The sequence below is a fragment of the Paenibacillus sp. FSL R5-0486 genome (genome assembly GCF_037975155.1).
Classification (GTDB): Bacteria; Bacillota; Bacilli; order Paenibacillales; family Paenibacillaceae; genus Paenibacillus; species Paenibacillus amylolyticus.
The window spans coordinates 2,116,726-2,133,904 of record NZ_CP150237.1; the positions used below are offsets into that span (position 1 = coordinate 2,116,726).

Annotated in this window: 16 protein-coding genes; 12 read left to right on the forward strand and 4 right to left on the reverse strand. The window is 45.8% G+C overall.

Features of this window, described 5'->3' with window-relative positions; genetic code table 11:
• Window positions 1-77: 77 nt before the first annotated feature.
• The gene (mtnA, locus tag MKY01_RS09620) at window positions 78-1,151 is read right to left on the reverse strand and encodes an S-methyl-5-thioribose-1-phosphate isomerase (RefSeq protein ID WP_282322085.1); all 1,074 of its coding nucleotides are present in this window, start codon (window positions 1,149-1,151) and stop codon (window positions 78-80) included.
• A 23-nt stretch (window positions 1,152-1,174) separates the two neighbouring features.
• Window positions 1,175-2,392, reverse strand: coding sequence for an S-methyl-5-thioribose kinase (gene mtnK / locus MKY01_RS09625; protein ID WP_339286357.1), 1,218 nt, complete (start codon window positions 2,390-2,392; stop codon window positions 1,175-1,177).
• Window positions 2,393-2,688: 296 nt separating this feature from the next.
• On the opposite strand from mtnK, the gene MKY01_RS09630 reads away from it, so the two are divergent.
• The 10 genes from MKY01_RS09630 to MKY01_RS09675 all read left to right on the forward strand — a co-directional run bounded on the left by MKY01_RS09630 (window position 2,689) and on the right by MKY01_RS09675 (window position 12,269).
• Window positions 2,689-3,150, forward strand: coding sequence for a Dps family protein (locus MKY01_RS09630; protein WP_017689542.1), 462 nt, complete (start codon window positions 2,689-2,691; stop codon window positions 3,148-3,150).
• Window positions 3,151-3,275: 125 nt separating this feature from the next.
• Window positions 3,276-3,851, forward strand: coding sequence for a DUF1802 family protein (locus MKY01_RS09635; RefSeq protein WP_315370736.1), 576 nt, complete (start codon window positions 3,276-3,278; stop codon window positions 3,849-3,851).
• A gap of 378 nt (window positions 3,852-4,229) precedes the next feature.
• A complete protein-coding gene (gene sufC / locus MKY01_RS09640) occupies window positions 4,230-5,012 on the forward strand; it encodes a Fe-S cluster assembly ATPase SufC (RefSeq protein WP_036609931.1) in 783 nt (260 codons plus the stop codon).
• A gap of 25 nt (window positions 5,013-5,037) precedes the next feature.
• On the forward strand, window positions 5,038-6,342 hold the full coding sequence (gene sufD / locus MKY01_RS09645) for a Fe-S cluster assembly protein SufD (protein WP_036609929.1): 1,305 nt from the start codon (window positions 5,038-5,040) through the stop codon (window positions 6,340-6,342).
• The gene (locus tag MKY01_RS09650; protein ID WP_017689538.1) at window positions 6,339-7,559 is read left to right on the forward strand and encodes a cysteine desulfurase; all 1,221 of its coding nucleotides are present in this window, start codon (window positions 6,339-6,341) and stop codon (window positions 7,557-7,559) included. Before sufD ends, MKY01_RS09650 begins: the two co-directional genes overlap by 4 nt.
• Window positions 7,549-7,980 (forward strand): Fe-S cluster assembly sulfur transfer protein SufU, encoded by a 432-nt coding sequence (gene sufU / locus MKY01_RS09655; protein WP_017689537.1) that lies wholly within the window; start codon window positions 7,549-7,551, stop codon window positions 7,978-7,980. The genes MKY01_RS09650 and sufU overlap by 11 nt, the downstream gene beginning before the upstream one ends.
• Window positions 7,981-8,000: 20 nt before the next feature.
• The gene (sufB, locus tag MKY01_RS09660) at window positions 8,001-9,398 is read left to right on the forward strand and encodes a Fe-S cluster assembly protein SufB (protein ID WP_036669904.1); all 1,398 of its coding nucleotides are present in this window, start codon (window positions 8,001-8,003) and stop codon (window positions 9,396-9,398) included.
• A gap of 298 nt (window positions 9,399-9,696) precedes the next feature.
• Window positions 9,697-11,049 (forward strand): jacalin-like lectin, encoded by a 1,353-nt coding sequence (locus MKY01_RS09665; RefSeq protein ID WP_282322084.1) that lies wholly within the window; start codon window positions 9,697-9,699, stop codon window positions 11,047-11,049.
• 209 nt (window positions 11,050-11,258) lie between these two features.
• On the forward strand, window positions 11,259-11,978 hold the full coding sequence (locus tag MKY01_RS09670; RefSeq protein WP_339286360.1) for a M23 family metallopeptidase: 720 nt from the start codon (window positions 11,259-11,261) through the stop codon (window positions 11,976-11,978).
• A gap of 150 nt (window positions 11,979-12,128) precedes the next feature.
• The gene (locus tag MKY01_RS09675; RefSeq protein WP_017689533.1) at window positions 12,129-12,269 is read left to right on the forward strand and encodes a hypothetical protein; all 141 of its coding nucleotides are present in this window, start codon (window positions 12,129-12,131) and stop codon (window positions 12,267-12,269) included.
• Between the two features lie 132 nt (window positions 12,270-12,401).
• On the opposite strand, the gene MKY01_RS09680 is transcribed toward MKY01_RS09675, so the two are convergent.
• Both MKY01_RS09680 and MKY01_RS09685 read right to left on the reverse strand, forming a co-directional pair.
• On the reverse strand, window positions 12,402-13,451 hold the full coding sequence (locus tag MKY01_RS09680) for an HD-GYP domain-containing protein (RefSeq protein WP_076318352.1): 1,050 nt from the start codon (window positions 13,449-13,451) through the stop codon (window positions 12,402-12,404).
• Window positions 13,452-13,574: 123 nt separating this feature from the next.
• On the reverse strand, window positions 13,575-14,321 hold the full coding sequence (locus MKY01_RS09685; RefSeq protein ID WP_076318353.1) for a molybdenum cofactor biosynthesis protein MoaE: 747 nt from the start codon (window positions 14,319-14,321) through the stop codon (window positions 13,575-13,577).
• 120 nt (window positions 14,322-14,441) lie between these two features.
• On the opposite strand from MKY01_RS09685, the gene MKY01_RS09690 reads away from it, so the two are divergent.
• Window positions 14,442-15,872 (forward strand): 5'-nucleotidase C-terminal domain-containing protein, encoded by a 1,431-nt coding sequence (locus tag MKY01_RS09690; RefSeq protein WP_282322083.1) that lies wholly within the window; start codon window positions 14,442-14,444, stop codon window positions 15,870-15,872.
• Window positions 15,873-15,945: 73 nt separating this feature from the next.
• A complete protein-coding gene (locus tag MKY01_RS09695) occupies window positions 15,946-17,067 on the forward strand; it encodes an HD-GYP domain-containing protein (protein ID WP_282322082.1) in 1,122 nt (373 codons plus the stop codon).
• Window positions 17,068-17,179: the final 112 nt, after the last annotated feature.

Here is a 17,179-nt window from a genome sequence, read left to right on the forward strand (position 1 = left end):
CCCTTATTTAACGCCGTAATACAGAGCCTGGCACATCGTAGCTCCCACCTCTATACACACGAACGCTTTCTATTAAATTAAGCTTCTTCCTTCGCGAACAAGGCAGCCAGATTTTCTTGGAAAGGTGCGCGAACAACGCCTTTTTCCGTGATAATAGCTGTTACATATTCGTTAGGCGTTACATCAAATGCTGGATTGTATACCTTAACACCTTGCGGTGCTGTACGTTTACCAAATCCTTCAGTGACTTCTTCCGCAGCGCGTTCTTCAATCGGAATGAGGTCCCCGGATGGAGTGGACAAGTCGATAGTCGACAATGGGCTGGCTACATAGAACGGAATATTGTGAGCTTTGGCAAGCACAGCCACGCTGTATGTTCCGATTTTGTTAGCTACATCGCCATTCGCAGCAACACGATCAGTTCCGACGATAACGGCTTGAATCCAGCCTTTGGACATCACCATGCCTGCCATGTTATCACAGAGCAGCGTAACGTCAATGCCGGCTTGCTGTAACTCAAATGCAGTCAGGCGTGCACCTTGAAGTACGGGACGAGTTTCGTCTGCAAATACCTTCAGGTGAATGCCACGTTCCTGTGCGAGATACATTGGAGCAGTTGCCGTACCATATTTCGCAGTAGCCAGTCCACCTGCATTACAGTGAGTGAGTACACCCATACCATCTTCGAACAATGGCAGTGCATTCTCACCGATCATGCGGCATACTTCTTCGTCTTCTTTCTGAATCAACAGAGCTTCTACTTCAAGAGCATCATTGCCCTCTTCCAGGCTGAGCCCGGATTCAACGACCACATTTGCTCTTTGCATCATGCGATCCAGTGCCCAGAAAAGGTTCACCGCTGTTGGTCGGGAAGTAGCCAGATGAGCACATATGGATTTTACGTGATCCAACCAACCTTGAACGGTTGTTCCGTCATATGATTTGGCACCCAATACAACACCAAATGCAGCAGCAATACCAATCGCCGGAGCACCGCGCACTTTCATGGAGTGGATGGATTCCCATACTTCCTCGGGTGTATACAATTTCAACATGAGGATCGTTTCGGGCAGCAGACGCTGGTCAAGCATTTCAAGCTTGTCCTTTTTCCAGATGAGAGAGGACAGAGGCTGATATTCAGGGGTTGTCATGGGTGGTTCCTCCGTTCCTTATGTTAAACCTTAGTAGTAGTAACAGCTGTGGATACAATATCCAGTACTTCGCCGATGGTATTCAAGCAACGATTGTTCTTGATCAACGCTTTACCAATGGACAATGCTTTACGCTGAGCATGTTCACGTTCAGTTGCATTTGGAATGGTATCTATATCCGCCACGTGAGCGAGTCCCACGATACGACGAACCATTTTGGCACCTGCGAAGCCAATGGAATCTCTGAACAATTGTTGCACATATAGATCCTGATACCCTGGCGTTTTTGCCATCGGATCAACGAGGTTATTAACCCAGAGGGCACGGAAACGAGATTCGAATTCAGTCCATACATCACGAACCATATTCAGCAAAAGCGTTTCACGCTCACGCAAAGCAGTCTCATCCTGAATCCATCCTGGCAGGGATGCGTAATTCAAGAGCAGGTTTGCGAGGACTGCACCGACATCAAATCCCATGGGGCCGTAATATGCAAATTCGGGATCGATGACCTTGGTTGATTCAGGTGTAACAAAAATACTGCCTGTATGCAGATCTCCATGAAGCAATGCCTGCCCATGTGTTAGGAATTTTTCCCGCAGTAAGGCCACTTCAAGGTGAAGTTCTCCATCTGTGCGGAGGGCTTCAGCCTCGTCCTCAATGGAAACATCATAATTATTTTTCTCAGCGATCCGATAGGGTTCATCAAAGATCAGATCCTCCGTTATTTTGCATTGGTCCGGATTAATGAATCTGCCCTGTTGTTCCTTCTTCAATTGCTGATCCATGCCCAAGTCTGATGTGAAGAACAACGTTCTTGCCATGAATTCCCCAATATGCTGTGCAAAAAGAGGATAGGAAACACCTTCGATCAGGCCTTTACGCATGATCACATGATCACTTAGATCTTCCATAACCGTTAACGCGAGGTCATCATCGTAATGATACACTTCGGGTACCATCCCTGGACACAGACGATACTCTTCCTGCAGAATCTCACGTTCAATGCGGGCACGTACCAGAGAGAGCGGCCATGATTCTCCAACCACTTTCGCATAAGGAAGCGCCTGTTTGATAATGATACTTTTATCGGAGTTCTGATCCGTGATGTGGAATACCAAATTCAGATTGCCATCGCCGATCTCGTGACAATCCAGATTCGCATCTGCCGCAAATGGACCCGGTAATGTTTTGGCCAGTTCAATTGCATCCTGGGGGGTAAACGGGCGATATTGGGACAAAGGTGCCACCTCCATATATATGAAGAAACAGGAAAACCCACTTCTTTGCTTGGTATATGTCAGTATATCGGAAATAACGCGGTTTTTGAACTTTTTTTTGAGACAAGTCAAGTCGATCCTGATTCGAACTTCCGGTTCAAGGGTAAAAACAAATAGGCCGGACGGTTGAGAGAAACGCCGTTAACAAGCCTCTCCACTACATGTGGTGACACATTATTAACTCTCTGTTATGCATTGCGGGACAACCTGCTTATCATGGCATGACAGACTAATTTTAAATAAAGGATGGGATTAATATGGCTACAAAAAACAAAACAGATCAAGCAAAATCGGTGGAACAAGTACTTAATCGTCAGGTAGCTAACCTGAACGTATTGTATGTTAAAATCCATAACTATCACTGGTACGTTAAAGGACCTAACTTCTTCACGTTGCATGTGAAATTCGAAGAGTTCTACAACGAAGTTACAGTACAAATGGATGAAATCGCAGAGCGTATCCTTACGCTGAAAGGTAGCCCTGCGGCTACAATGAAAGAGTATCTGGAGCTTTCCTCTATCCAGGAGGCAGCAGGCGGAGAAGACGCAAAAACAATGGTGCAAAACCTGATCGAGGACTTCGCTACACTTTCGAATGAATATCAGGAAGGTATCGAAGTTGCAGATGCAGCTGAAGATCAACCAACATCCGATATGCTGACAGGCTTTAAGGCTGACCTGGAGAAACACATGTGGATGCTTCGCTCTTTCCTGGGTTAATATAGCCAAGATTTCGCCTAATACAAGTGGGTCTCTTGCGTAAGCTTTCTGATCCCCGATCATGTTGTCAGAAACGCCCTGAGCGTCTATACTGCTGACAAGAACGATAGGGGAGGGGACCGCTTATGTTAGAACCAACGATACCGGCTTTAAAAGAATGGGCTTCTGCAATCAAAGCACTGGAAACGGGTCGCCAGATTATGGTGATGCGCAAAGGTGGGATTGTAGAGGAAACCCGACATTTTGAGCTGAAAAGTCCGGCGTTTTACCTGTATCCGACTTATGAACATCAGCGTAAAGAACTGATTAAGTCCTCGGATCAATCCTATGTTGAAGAATCACTGGCCGAATGGGTGCCCGAAGCTTCGACAATCCGTATTACTGCATATGCCGAAGTAACGCAGGACCTGGAGATACGAGATCAGGAGATGCTGGATCGACTTCTTGACTTTCATATGTGGACAGCGGATTTTGCCGAAGACCGTTTGAAATGGAAACGGAAAGATCCGCTCCATGTATTGATTTTACGTGTGTACCTTTTGAAAGAACCGATGGAAATCCCCGTACTGCCTGAATATAATGGTTGCCGTTCATGGATTTCTATTCCGAATGGTCCGGTGCCGCGCGAAATGACGCCGGTGGTGGACGTTGCGGATTTTGACGAACAGGTACAGAAGATTAACGAGAGGCTCAAATTGTAAATGGTAACATTATTTAATGGAGGGACTTGTCCATAATATGGATGAGTCCTTTTTTTAGATTAGTGTACAGCAGATGCCATAAAAGCTTGAATTGCTGTGATTTTTCTCACTGTGCATTTGTGCTTAAGATGTTTTCTGATTTGATTCAATTTGTCTTTTACTATAGAATCAGAAAGAATAAGGTTTCATGCAAGGGACAAAGGTTCTTAGGAAATGACTTGATTATCATTGAGAATCAGTTTAGAATTATTCTAAAGTGTTCTTGCTTTAAGAATCGAGTACAGGAGAAATTCAGGGGAAGCCCTGTTCAGATATAATAGGCGCTTTTTCGTTTTCGACAACTAACATCAATTTAATCAATGGAGGGAAACAATACACATGGCTACGAATTTCGTCATTGAAGGTCTGAAAGCGACGATCGAAGGTAAGGAAATCCTGAAAGGCATCAACCTGGAAATGAAAGGTGGAGAAATCCACGCAATCATGGGACCAAACGGAACAGGTAAATCCACTCTGGCTTCTGCATTGATGGGTCACCCTAAATATGAAGTAACAGACGGTAAAATTACACTTGATGGTGAAGATGTATTGGATATGGCTGTAGATGAGCGCGCACGTGCAGGTCTCTTCCTGGCTATGCAATACCCAAGTGAAATTGCAGGTGTTACTAACTCCGACTTCTTGCGTAGTGCAATTAACGCACGTCGTGGCGAAGGTAACGAGATCTCCCTGATCAAGTTCATTCGTCAAATGGAAGGTAAAATGAAAGAACTCGACATGAACCCTGAGTTTGCTCACCGTTACCTGAATGAAGGTTTCTCCGGTGGTGAGAAAAAACGTAACGAGATTCTGCAAATGATGCTGCTTGATCCGAAAATCGTAGTACTTGATGAAATTGACTCCGGTCTGGACATCGATGCTTTGAAAATCGTGGCTGACGGTGTGAATGCTATGAAGAGCGAAGACCGTGGCTTCCTGATCATCACTCACTACCAACGTCTGTTGAACTACATTACGCCTGACTATGTTCACGTAATGATGCAAGGTCGTATCGTGAAATCCGGCGGACCTGAATTGGCTCACCGTCTGGAAGCGGAAGGGTATGACTGGGTAAAGGCAGAGCTGGGAATTACAGACGAAACTGTAGGCCAAGAAGCGTAAAGACAAAACGGAGGAGGATTAATTAATGACTACACAAACAATTCTTCCGGTTGAATCTGAAGCGCTTCGCGCCTTGTCGGAAAGCAACAATGAACCCGGCTGGTTGACCGAACAGCGGCTTGAAGCTTTAAAGCTTGCGAGCGGGCTTGCGCTTCCTAAACTGGAAAAACAAAAAATCGAACGCTGGAATGTCAGCGAGTACGGAACATATAAAACAAGTGAAGCTATTTCTTCTTTGACAGAAGTACCTGCTTCTATCAAAGATCTGGTTCAGGATCAGGCTGAAGGCAGTCTGGTTATCCAGCGCAATTCCGGTACGGTATACTCCAAGGTGTCTGCTGATCTGGCAGCAAAAGGAGTTATCTTCACGGATCTGGCTACAGCGGTTCGCGAACATGGCGATCTGGTAAAACAATATCTGAACACAGCAGTGAAAGCGGATGAGCATTCCCTCGCTGCATTGCATGCGGCACTTTGGAATGGCGGGGTCTTCCTGTATGTTCCGAAAAATGTCGAAATCGAAGTACCACTGCAAGCAGTGTTGCTTACGGACGACGCATCTGCAACGTTTGCACCTCACGTGCTTGTAGTTGCAGAAGCAAACAGTTCAGTAACTTATGTTGATAACTATGTATCTGGCGAATTGTCCGCACCTGTTTTCCATAATGGTGTTGTGGAAGTATTCGCAAAGTCCGGTGCTAAAGTACGTTTCGCATCGGTTCATCAACTGAGTGTAAATGTAACTGATGTTTCATTCCGTCGTGCAGTGTTGGAGAATGATGCTTCCATCGAGTGGATTGTAGGCGAAATGAACAACGGCGACACAGCGAGCAACACGATGACCGTGCTGAAAGGCAATGGATCAAGTTCTGATTCCAAAGTCATCGCTGTAGGTTCCGGTTCGCAGAAAATCAACTACACCACAGAAGCTCGTCACTTCGGCAAGAATACACCAAGCCAGATGATTACACGTGCAGTTATGCGTGAAGAAGCTTCTGCAATCATTAACGGAATCACGAAGATTGAGAAAGGCGCTACCAAAGCCGATGGACAGCAGACAGAGAAAGTATTGATGCTGAGCCCTAAAGCACGTGGAGACGCCAACCCAATCCTTCTTATTGACGAGGATGATGTAACAGCAGGTCACGCGGCTTCTGTTGGTCAAGTCAATGCCGAGCAGATTCATTACTTGATGTCGCGCGGAATTAACCGTACGGATGCCGAACGCCTGATCATCTATGGCTTCCTGGCTCCGGTGGTGGCGGATATTCCTCTGGAAGCACTGCGCACCCAATTGCAGTCCCTGATTGAGAAGAAGCTGGGACAATGAACCCGTCCATTCGCGAGCAGTTCCCGATCCTCCACCAGGAAATTAACGGACACCCGCTCGTATATTTAGATAGTGCTGCAACTTCACAGAAGCCTCATGCTGTGATTGAAGCAGTCAAACATTATTATGAGTATGAGAACTCCAACGTACACCGTGGTGTTCATACCCTTGGAAGCCGTGCAACGGACGCTTACGAAGGCGCACGTGAGAAGGTAGCCAAGTTTATCAATGCCCGCCGTACACAGGAGATTATCTTTACCCGCGGGACAACGACAGCCCTGAACCTGGTGGCTTCATCGTACGCCCGCGCCAATTGCAAAGAAGGCGATGAGATTGTTATCACGCAAATGGAGCACCATAGTAACCTGATTCCTTGGCAGCAAGTTGCCAAGGAGACAGGTGCAACATTGAAATACATTCCGCTTCAGCCTGACGGTCATATTGAATTGGCTGATGTCGAGAAGACGATTACGAACAATACTAAAATTGTAGCAATCGCTTATGTATCCAATGTTATGGGTCTGATCCATCCTGTGAAACAAATTGCTGAAATTGCACACCGCAATGGTGCTGTCATCGTTGTTGATGGCGCACAAAGCACACCTCACATGAAGGTGGACGTTCAGGATCTGGACTGTGATTTCTATGCATTATCCGGTCATAAAATGTGCGGACCAACCGGAATCGGTGCACTCTACGGCAAAAAGGCGCTGCTGGAGTCCATGGAACCCATTGAGTTCGGTGGTGAAATGATTGATGATGTGGGTCTGTACGAATCCAACTGGAAAGAGCTTCCCTGGAAGTTCGAAGGTGGAACCCCGATTATCGCAGGTGCGGTAGGGTTGGGAGCTGCCATTGATTTTCTGGAGCAGATTGGTATGGATGAGATCGCACATCATGAGAGTGTGCTGGCAGCTTATGCAACAGAACGACTGGCCGAGATCGATGGGTTAACCATCTATGGCCCAGCCAAGCGGCATGTGGGTGTTGTTACCTTTAATCTGGGGGATGTTCATCCGCATGATGTGGCAACTGTGCTGGATGCGAGTGGCGTAGCCATTCGTGCCGGACACCATTGCTGTCAACCGCTAATGCGCTGGCTTGAAGTTAGCTCAACAGCTCGTGCCAGCTTCTATCTATACAATAACGAACAAGATGTAGATCGGCTTGTCAGCGCCTTAATCCAGACAAAGGAGTATTTTGGCGATGCAACTTGATGATCTGTACAGACGTGTTATAATGGACCACTACAAAAACCCGCGTAACCGCGGAACATTTGATAATGACGCTGTCACGGTGAATTTGAACAATCCAACGTGCGGCGACCGGATTTCACTGCAAATTTTGCTGAAAGACGGAATCGTCCAGGAAGCCAAATATACGGGTGAAGGCTGCTCCATCAGCATGTCCTCTGCATCGATGATGACAGAGGCCGTCAAAGGCAAAACGATGGAACAAGCACTCGATATCGCTAACCGTTTTTCCTCACTGATGAAAGGTGAAGAAGTCGATTTCGACGATTATGAAGATCTCGAAGCCCTATCCGGTGTGAACAAGTTCCCTGCACGCATCAAATGTGCCACTCTGGCCTGGAATGCATTACGCAAAGGGATTGACGAAGAGAACAAAGTACAATAACGATAGGGAGGTAGAGCAAGATGGCTAAAAAAGCACCAGAAATGGAAGAGTACAAATATGGTTTTCGCGACGAGCACAAATCCATCTTTCAAACCGGTAAAGGTCTGACTGCAGAAGTGGTTACCGAAATTTCCAAGATTAAGAACGAACCGGAATGGATGTTGGAATTCCGTTTGAAATCTTTGAAACAATTCGAAAAGATGCCAATGCCAAAATGGGGCGGAGATCTAGACGGATTGGATTTCAATGAAATTCAGTACTATGTGCGTGCTTCGGAGAAACAAGGTAAAACATGGGAGGAAGTTCCTTCCGAAATCAAGGAAACCTTTGATAAATTGGGTATCCCTGAAGCAGAGCAAAAGTTCCTTGCAGGTGTATCGGCTCAGTATGAGTCCGAGGTTGTATACCACAACATGCAAAAGGAATTGGAAGACCAAGGTGTAATCTTCATGGATACGGACACGGCTCTCAGAGAGCATCCCGAAATCCTGCGTGAATATTTTGCAACGGTTATTCCACCAGCAGATAACAAATTTGCTGCTTTGAATAGTGCGGTATGGTCCGGAGGAAGCTTCATCTACGTGCCTAAGGGCGTTAAATGTGAAGTACCTCTGCAAGCCTACTTCCGGATTAACTCCGAGAATATGGGACAATTCGAGCGTACACTCATCATTGCGGACGAAGATAGCTTCGTTCACTATGTAGAGGGATGTACAGCTCCAATCTACAGCACGAACTCACTGCACAGTGCGGTTGTTGAGATCATCTGTAAGAAAAATGCTCGTGTTCGTTACACAACGATTCAAAACTGGGCACCAAACATCTACAACCTCGTTACGAAACGTGCGGTTGCTGAAGAAAATGCAACGATGGAATGGGTCGATGGTAACATCGGTTCCAAACTGACGATGAAATATCCAGCGGTTGTACTGAAAGGCCGTGGAGCTAAAGGTTCCGTACTCTCCATCGCTGTAGCTGGTAAAAACCAGCATCAGGATGCAGGTGCGAAAATGATCCACTTGGCTCCAGATACAACATCTACGATTGTATCCAAATCCATCAGTAAACATGGTGGTAAAGTAACTTACCGTGGTTTGGCTTCCTTTGGGCGTCAAGCTGAGGGCGCGAAATCCAACATCAAGTGTGATACACTCATTCTCGATAATGAGTCCACATCAGATACAATTCCTTACAATGAAATCATGAATGATAACATCATGCTGGAGCATGAAGCTACAGTATCCAAAGTGTCTGAGGATCAACTCTTCTACCTGATGAGCCGTGGTCTGACTGATGCAGAAGCAACACAGATGATTATCATGGGCTTCATTGAGCCATTCACGAAGGAATTGCCAATGGAATACGCCGTTGAGATGAATAGATTGATCAAGTTCGAAATGGAAGGTTCCATTGGTTAATCCAATGTAGCGCCTTTCGAAGCCGTAAAGCTGAAGCTAGTTGCTGATGTTAAGCGGTAGATATCGTTTTATGTGATCGAATACCCTCTAGAACAGACTTTCTAAAAAGTCTCTCTAGGGGGTATTTTTATTCAAAAAATCTGGGGATAACAGTGATCAGAAGGTTATTCTGTTATCGGAGTGGCAAGCGGAAATATTCTTTAGTTCAATTTGTATATTTACAAATGAATAGACCAGCGTTATTCTACCATTAACAAATATTACATATATTTGATTAGATTCTAATATGAGGAGGGGTATGATGCGAAGAAGTATAGTTAAAAAAGGAGCAGCCTTGGTATTGTCTGCTGTTGTTGCCTTTACGAGCTCTCCGTTATTTTTATCAACGGCGAGTGCTGCAGAAGGTGGATCGGTATCGGGTTCATTCAACGTACTTAGTTACAATGTAGGTGGCCTTCCGGAGCTGGTATCCAGTTCCAACCCCAAGGAGTACACCGTTCAGATTTCCCCAAAATTAAATGACTATGACATCATTAATGTGCAAGAGGATTTTAATTATCATAATGAGTTGATATCCCAAGTCACTCTGCCGTATCTGACGACAACAAGCGGAATTGCGGGTTTTGGAAGTGGGTTGAACAGTCTGTCCAAATATCCATTCCGTGACTTGAAACGTATTACCTGGGATAAGCGATCTGGTCTTTTTGACAATGGAAGTGATGAATTGACTCCAAAAGGATTTACAGCAGCTACATATGAGATCACACCTCAGGTGAAAGTGGACGTGTACAACTTGCATGCGGACGCGGGTAGCGATGATAAATCGCTTGATGCCAGACGAGATAATATCAGACAACTCTCCAATTACATAAAGGAGCACTCGGACGGGAACGCAGTTATCGTATTTGGGGATACCAATACACGGTACACCCGTGCCGATGACAATATAGAGCTACTCATGTCTGAGAATGGTTTAAGAGACCCGTGGATCGATTTGATTCGAGGTGGGAGTATTCCCGCTGATGGAGAAGCCCTTATGGATGCAAGCAATTTAAATGGACCCAACTATGAGATCGTGGACAAAATTTTGTATCGCGGAAGTAAAGCATTGTCCCTTAATGCACAGAGCTATCGGTTAGAAAATCAAACATTTGTTGATCCGAGTGGGAAGCAACTCTCCGATCATTATCCGATTACAGCGGAATTTGTGTATAGCACATCTTCTCAGTACCAACTAAGTTCAACAATCGGAGGATCTGGAGGAAGTGGGTTTAATGATCTAAATCATATTCCGGAGTCCAGACCTAGTTCAGTGGTACTTAACTCGGGCAACCGTGTAGACGGCATTTCAACGTTGTACAGGGATGGAACGAACCTAGCACATGGTGGTCAATCCAACATTGTCACACTGAACCTGGCAGACGGAGAGTACTTAACTCAGGCTACAATTGGTCAGGGGACACGTAATGGAGATAAACGGATCTTTTACGTGGAGTTGTCCACCAATCTTGGAAATAAAGTTGAAGGCGGACAAAAGACCTCGGATCAAATCAAACTTGAGGCACCAGCGGGGTGGTACATTGCCGGATTTTATGGAAGAGCAGGACAGGAATTGGATCAGCTAGGCGTCATATACAGACCTCTGAATTAGAAGTGAGCAGTGGTTAAAATGAAATAATAATATATACATCTCATAGAGTGTTCATATTAGCACAGCGCCGCTTGGAATATACGTTGGAGAGAGACCATAAGGTTTCCCTAATGATATTCTGAGCGGTATTTTTGTGGAATAAAATAAGACCAATAGCACAAGCCATTTCATAGATTTAAGCATTTAATGATAGAAAAGGATGTGAGTGTATGAGCGTGAACCCTTTCGAGGGATATCGGATTACAAGTTCATTCGGCTATCGAATTCATCCTATTCATGGTGGACAGACATTTCACCGCGGAATTGATCTCGTGACAGAGCCTTGGAATGGCCCCGTCTATGCCTTTATGGAAGGTAGGGTACGTTTTGCTTCCGAAGGAGTTACAGGCTCCGGATTCGGCGGTTATGGGCTTACAGTTGCCCTTCAAGATCATCGCGGTTACTTGCATTGTTATGCTCACCTTTCGCGGATTGCCGTAAACGTTGGGCAGCGGGTGAAGAGAGGCCAGCTTATCGGTAATCAGGGAAGCACGGGTCAGAGTACCGGCCCGCATGTACATTATGAGATCCGGAAAACCAGCGCGCCATCTTACGGATATACTGCCAGCGAAGATGGTGTGACAGAACCGGGTGCGTATCTACAGGCCGAATACGGAACTGCATCTCAGGAACAGGAGGCTCCGCCGATGACCACTGAGCAGAAGAAAATGTTTGAAGCCATGCAGAAAACGCTGGAGATTCAAGGGGGATGGATTCAGCAACAGGAGCAACTTTCCAATATGGATTGTCCCGCATGGGCAAAGCAAGCATTTGATTATTATCGACCGTTTATTATGAACGACAAAGGCAGTTATGAATTTTGGAGATTACTTGTTATCATGTACCGCAAGGAAAAAGGCATCCAAGTTCATTCGGATTCCGACATATAGATCCCTGCATAGGACAGGGAGTAACAAAAGGCTGATCCACTCAGGTAGATGCAGACAGACAACCATTTATCGAATGTTGCCTGTTCGCCCGGTTCATTCCAACGGAAACGTCATATGTTAGGGTATACCTGATGAAGAGGAGGCAATCACATGAGCGAAGTAGGATATGGCTGTGGTGGCAATGTAGGCGGAGTAGGCGGCGTTGGTGGATACAATATGTTCACAAACACTGGTGCAATCTTGGTACTGTTCATTCTGTTGGTTATCATCACAAAAGCATTCTGCGTGTAATCCAACATGATTGAATCGGAATAGACAAAAGGGAAGCCGATTATGGCTTCCCTTTTGTCATATGCCAACCTATAAGTTGGTTATTTCAGTTACTATGGGGTTCTTCGTATACATGCTGTGTACAATGAACAGTTATTGTACATAAATCTCAACGATAGCAATATCTCTTTCTTTCGCTAAATCGATAAAGGCCGTAGAGGTCTGAACGAGTGGTCGGAAATAATCCGCAGGATTATTCATGACAATGAGTCCCGTCTGACCCGTGGTGAGCAGAACCCTTTTACCGATAAAATTAGGCAGCATGTGCTTGATCAGTTCTTGTGTTGCTTCAGCATTTAACTGACCAAAGCTGAGGCTGTACAGTTCACACAGAACAGAGATCAGTTCCTGTTTGGTCTGGTACACCCGATTGGTCGTCATGGCGCTGTAAACGTCTGCTACAGCAGTTATACGGGAATAGGGGTGGATCTCGTCTCCTCGCAGTCCATGAGGATAACCACTTCCATCCTCGCGCTCATGATGTTGAAGTGCAACCGTTGCCAGAATTTCATCCTGCGTGGATTCTTTAATGATATCGTACCCATAGAATGTGTGTTTCTTCATTTCGTCAAATTCTTCCGTAGTCAATTTACCAGGTTTATGTAAAATCTCAGAAGGAATCTTGGACTTGCCGATATCATGAAGATATCCTGCTTTGGCTACCGTTAGACATTCCTCGGGGTTGTAACCCATCCAGCCGGCGATATAAAAAGCGAGCATTCCGACTTGCAATGAATGGTTGTACGTATAATCGCTATCCCCGTCCAGCATAAGCAACAAGGAGACAACATCTTTTTGTTTTTCCAACTGTTCTGTTAGGGTAAACAAAATCTCATCGACCTGTGTCTCATCAATAAAACCCTTCTCCATCGCTTGTTGAAATAGAGATTCAGTACCTTTGATCGTATCGTTAAACAAGTTAGTTAACAGACGGGATTGATCGGAAGGTAAGGTTTGTGCATCAGAGTGTAGGTCGGATGTTGTGTGTTCTACATCTGCGTACTCGATTCCATGTTGCAACAGTTTGGATAGGTCATCTTCACTGAGGGTGGAACCTTTCATCAGCATGTGGAGACCCGAACTGTTGTATACATCATTTTTTAACAGGTCACCCGGTTTAAGATCAGTAACATGCACTCTCACGTATAAACCACCTTTTCTCGACTAATATCGACACATATAATTATAATAACAAGAAAAAAATGGGTTGACAACGACTTATTTACTATTAACCCACTCTATCTAAAAGGTGTAAAGGCTCATTATTTAGTTCTCCATGGGGTTCCATGGTCCTAATTGATGTCCCTTCCATTCAGATCCATCTTCCCAAATTTCCTTTTTCCAGATCGGAACGGTCTGTTTCAGTCTCTCTATGGCGTAACGGCTTGCATCATAACAGTCGTTGCGATGAGGCGAGGAAACGGCAATGACTACACTAATCTCTGCCACATCTACTTTACCGATTCGGTGACTGATTGCACATAACACACCAGGCCAGCGATCGGAGATTTCCACACCAATGGCTGCCATCTGAGAAAGAGCCATCGGCACATAGGCCTCGTATTCAAGATGAACGGTGCGCTGTTCACCGGTCATTTCACGAGTTGTACCTACAAAAGTAAGAGCTGCCCCGTGATTCGGGGTAATCACTAGCGCCGTTGTTGCTTCCACGGACAAGGTGGACTCTGTAATCAGAAATAAGCCATCTGCAGTCCGATGCTCTGGAACGGTAGAGCGAAGTTGTTCATCGGATATATCCGTACCATCGCCTCCAGAGACGGGAGGGATCAACGCAAGTTCATCTTCTGAGCTAAGTATAGTATCGGCAGGAGCGTACTGCTGGTTAACTGCCAAAAAGGATGTCCTTATCTGAGAAGCTGCCTCTGGGTAGGCCAGACTCAGTTTTTCTTTTAAATCGGCAGCGGTTGGAATGTCTCCAATGTACTCAAACTCCAGAAGGGATGTATTTAAACGTTCTGCAATGCCTGCAAATAGTTGAATTGTCAATTTCATGGATATGACTCACCTCTTTTTGATCTCTAAACCCTATAAATATATCATAACGACGCGGAAAATGTTATGCTTATCCATTAGAAGAATGAACGTTTATTGAAGAGCAGGGGAGGCGGTGTGATGAGCACCAGGGAGAACCAAACGTTAACGATTCTGCACACCAACGACATTCATAGCCACTTCGGCTCCATGAGCACCATCGCCGCTATGATCAATGAGGAACGTGACCAAGGTGGCAACTTCCTTGTATTGGATATCGGCGATCATATGGACCGTATGGCCGTTGAGACAGAAGGGACGCTGGGGACGGCTAATGTTGATGTTATTAACCTGACGGGCTACGATGCCATTACAATCGGCAACAACGAAGGACTAACCTTTACGCCAGATCAGCTCTCACAGTCCTACGCTGGACTTCTGTGTCCTGTGGTATGCAGCAATGTTGTGGAGCAAGATACTGGACTTGCGCCAGTGTGGATGAAACCTTCTCTGATTGTGGAGAAAGGTCCATTTCGCGTTGGTCTGCTGGGGGCAACGGCCCCTTTTACCACGTTTTACGAATTGCTCGGGTGGGATGTTCTGGACCCTGTGGAGTCATTAAGAGCTCAAGTGGAAGCATTACGTGATGAAGTGGATGTGGTGGTTATTCTTTCACATCTGGGGCTTTCGACGGATCGGAGACTGGCAGAGCAGATTATGGGAATTGATGTTATTCTCGGTGGACATACCCATCATGTTCTCGAAGAACCCTTAGTCATTGGCCAGACCGTGTTGGGTGCAGCTGGAAAATTTGGCCAATGGCTTGGGAAAGTGGTTCTGGAACGAACAAGTGTGGGAGAGCCTCTCCAACTGGTAAGTAGCGGTTGTATGGCTGCCAAGAGTATATTACTAGATGATCAGGTCGCGCTGGCAATCGCTACGAATCGTACGGAGGCTGAAAGGACACTCAATCAGACGGCAGTGATAACGGATCGGGTGCTGCCCATCACGTACGACCGGGAATCCCCGTTTGCTACCTTGCTTGCACAAGCTGTTCGTCATTTCACGGGGGCACAGCTGTCTCTGGTGAATGCAGGTCAGCTTCTCGGAGATCTTCCACAAGGTAATATTACAAAAGGAATGTTGCATTCCCTATGTCCATCTCCTATAAATGCTTGTACAATATGCTTGAGTGGAAGTCATATTCGTGAAGCACTTGAGCAGTCCTTGTTGGACGAGTTTTCAGGTAAGCCCATTGTGGGATTTGGTTTTCGTGGTCATATTCTAGGCACGTTATGTATGGACGGAATGGAAGTTCAATACAATCCAGATGCGCCAGCCTATGAGAAAATCCAGACCATATCCATCAATGGGGAGCCTATGGACGAACAATGTGAGTATATCGTTGGGACACTGGACATGTTTACGTTCAATGTGGGGTATCCTCCTCTTGCTCATGGAACCCGTACGCTCTATCATCTTCCGGAATTCATACGCGATTTGCTGGAAACGGAAATAAAACGACCAGGGGCTCTGGACGACAGCCTGCGAGCCCGCTGGCATCAAAGCTAAATTTAAAGTACTTGCCTTCTGCTGAAGCGGCGGCTAGTGGTAATTACATCTACGGAGCGGGAGAGGATAGGCTGTGCGTTTAGTACATATAAACTTATTGCAGCCTGGCATGAAGCTGGGGAAACGTATTTATAGTGAAGAAGGCCTTGTATTACTTAGTGAAGATGTAGAGCTAACCAGTCGATTGATTGGACGCCTTAAGGATCTCGGAGTCGGTTATGTGTATATTAAAGATGCTGCGACAGAGGACATCATCGTTCCTGAAATGTTGCAGGAAGAGACCCGAAGGAAAGCACTAGTCGAGATCAAACAGCAATTTCAGAGCATGTCGGGAATGAAAACGAAGAATCGGATTCCTCATTTCGGTAAAGCGCTTAGTGGTGTGATGAATACCATTCTGGAGGACATCGGCAGCCAAAAGGAAGCCATGATTATGCTGATGGACATGAACTCCAGTGATTTTGACCTGTATAATCATTCGCTGAATGTATGTGTGTATACACTGGTTCTTGGTGTCGCTTCGGGTTACACACGCCAGCAATTAATGGAGATTGGTCTGGGTGCCTTATTGCATGATATTGGCAAGACACAGATTGCACCAGAAATTCTGCATAAGCCTTCCAGATTAAGTGACGAGGAATTTAAAATCATTCAGCAGCACACTACATATGGACATCGTATTCTCAAAGACGAACCAGGTATACCGCTTCTATCTGCACATTGTGCATTGCAGCACCATGAGCGAATTGATGGCAGCGGATATCCCTTTGGGCTGAAGGATAAAGAGATTCATGAGTATGCCAAGTGGATTGCTCTTGCTGATTCGTATGATGCCATGACAACGAATCGAGTCTACAAGCAAGCCTTGCTGCCACATCAGGCCGTAGAGGTGCTGTATACGGGCTCAGGAACGCTTTATGAACAACGAATGCTGGAGAGATTCAGGGATTGTGTAGCGATCTACCCCGTGGGTCTATCGGTCACGCTCAGTACGGGAGAGGTTGGGGTGGTCGCAGCGATTCATCCACGTGTTCCTCAACGTCCACTTATCCGGGTGCTCAAGGATGCCGACGGCCAGGCCTTATCTTCGCCCTACGAAATTAACCTGTCTACAGCACTGTCTGTGATGATCACAGGTGTAGAGGGTGTGGAGGATACACCTTCATCTGACCAAAGTGAACGGTTGGAAAGCTGAACAAGCTTAGAAATGATTAGCGCTCATGTCGTAATATCGGGGCCGTTTCGTGATTCGGCCCGGAGTTACCTGAGTGTTTTTTGTCATGTAATGGACAGGGTCTACGTATGCC

Bases quoted from the DNA above. Each gene is read 5' to 3' on its own strand.
- mtnA (WP_282322085.1), bottom strand. From the start codon at position 1,151: ATGACAACCCCTGAATATCAGCCTCTGTCCTCTCTCATCTGGAAAAAG.
- MKY01_RS09630 (WP_017689542.1), top strand. From the start codon at position 2,689: ATGGCTACAAAAAACAAAACAGATCAAGCAAAATCGGTGGAACAAGTA.
- MKY01_RS09635 (WP_315370736.1), top strand. From the start codon at position 3,276: ATGTTAGAACCAACGATACCGGCTTTAAAAGAATGGGCTTCTGCAATC.
- sufC (WP_036609931.1), top strand. From the start codon at position 4,230: ATGGCTACGAATTTCGTCATTGAAGGTCTGAAAGCGACGATCGAAGGT.
- sufD (WP_036609929.1), top strand. From the start codon at position 5,038: ATGACTACACAAACAATTCTTCCGGTTGAATCTGAAGCGCTTCGCGCC.
- MKY01_RS09650 (WP_017689538.1), top strand. From the start codon at position 6,339: ATGAACCCGTCCATTCGCGAGCAGTTCCCGATCCTCCACCAGGAAATT.
- sufU (WP_017689537.1), top strand. From the start codon at position 7,549: ATGCAACTTGATGATCTGTACAGACGTGTTATAATGGACCACTACAAA.
- sufB (WP_036669904.1), top strand. From the start codon at position 8,001: ATGGCTAAAAAAGCACCAGAAATGGAAGAGTACAAATATGGTTTTCGC.
- MKY01_RS09665 (WP_282322084.1), top strand. From the start codon at position 9,697: ATGATGCGAAGAAGTATAGTTAAAAAAGGAGCAGCCTTGGTATTGTCT.
- MKY01_RS09670 (WP_339286360.1), top strand. From the start codon at position 11,259: ATGAGCGTGAACCCTTTCGAGGGATATCGGATTACAAGTTCATTCGGC.
- MKY01_RS09675 (WP_017689533.1), top strand. From the start codon at position 12,129: ATGAGCGAAGTAGGATATGGCTGTGGTGGCAATGTAGGCGGAGTAGGC.
- MKY01_RS09685 (WP_076318353.1), bottom strand. From the start codon at position 14,321: ATGAAATTGACAATTCAACTATTTGCAGGCATTGCAGAACGTTTAAAT.
- MKY01_RS09690 (WP_282322083.1), top strand. From the start codon at position 14,442: ATGAGCACCAGGGAGAACCAAACGTTAACGATTCTGCACACCAACGAC.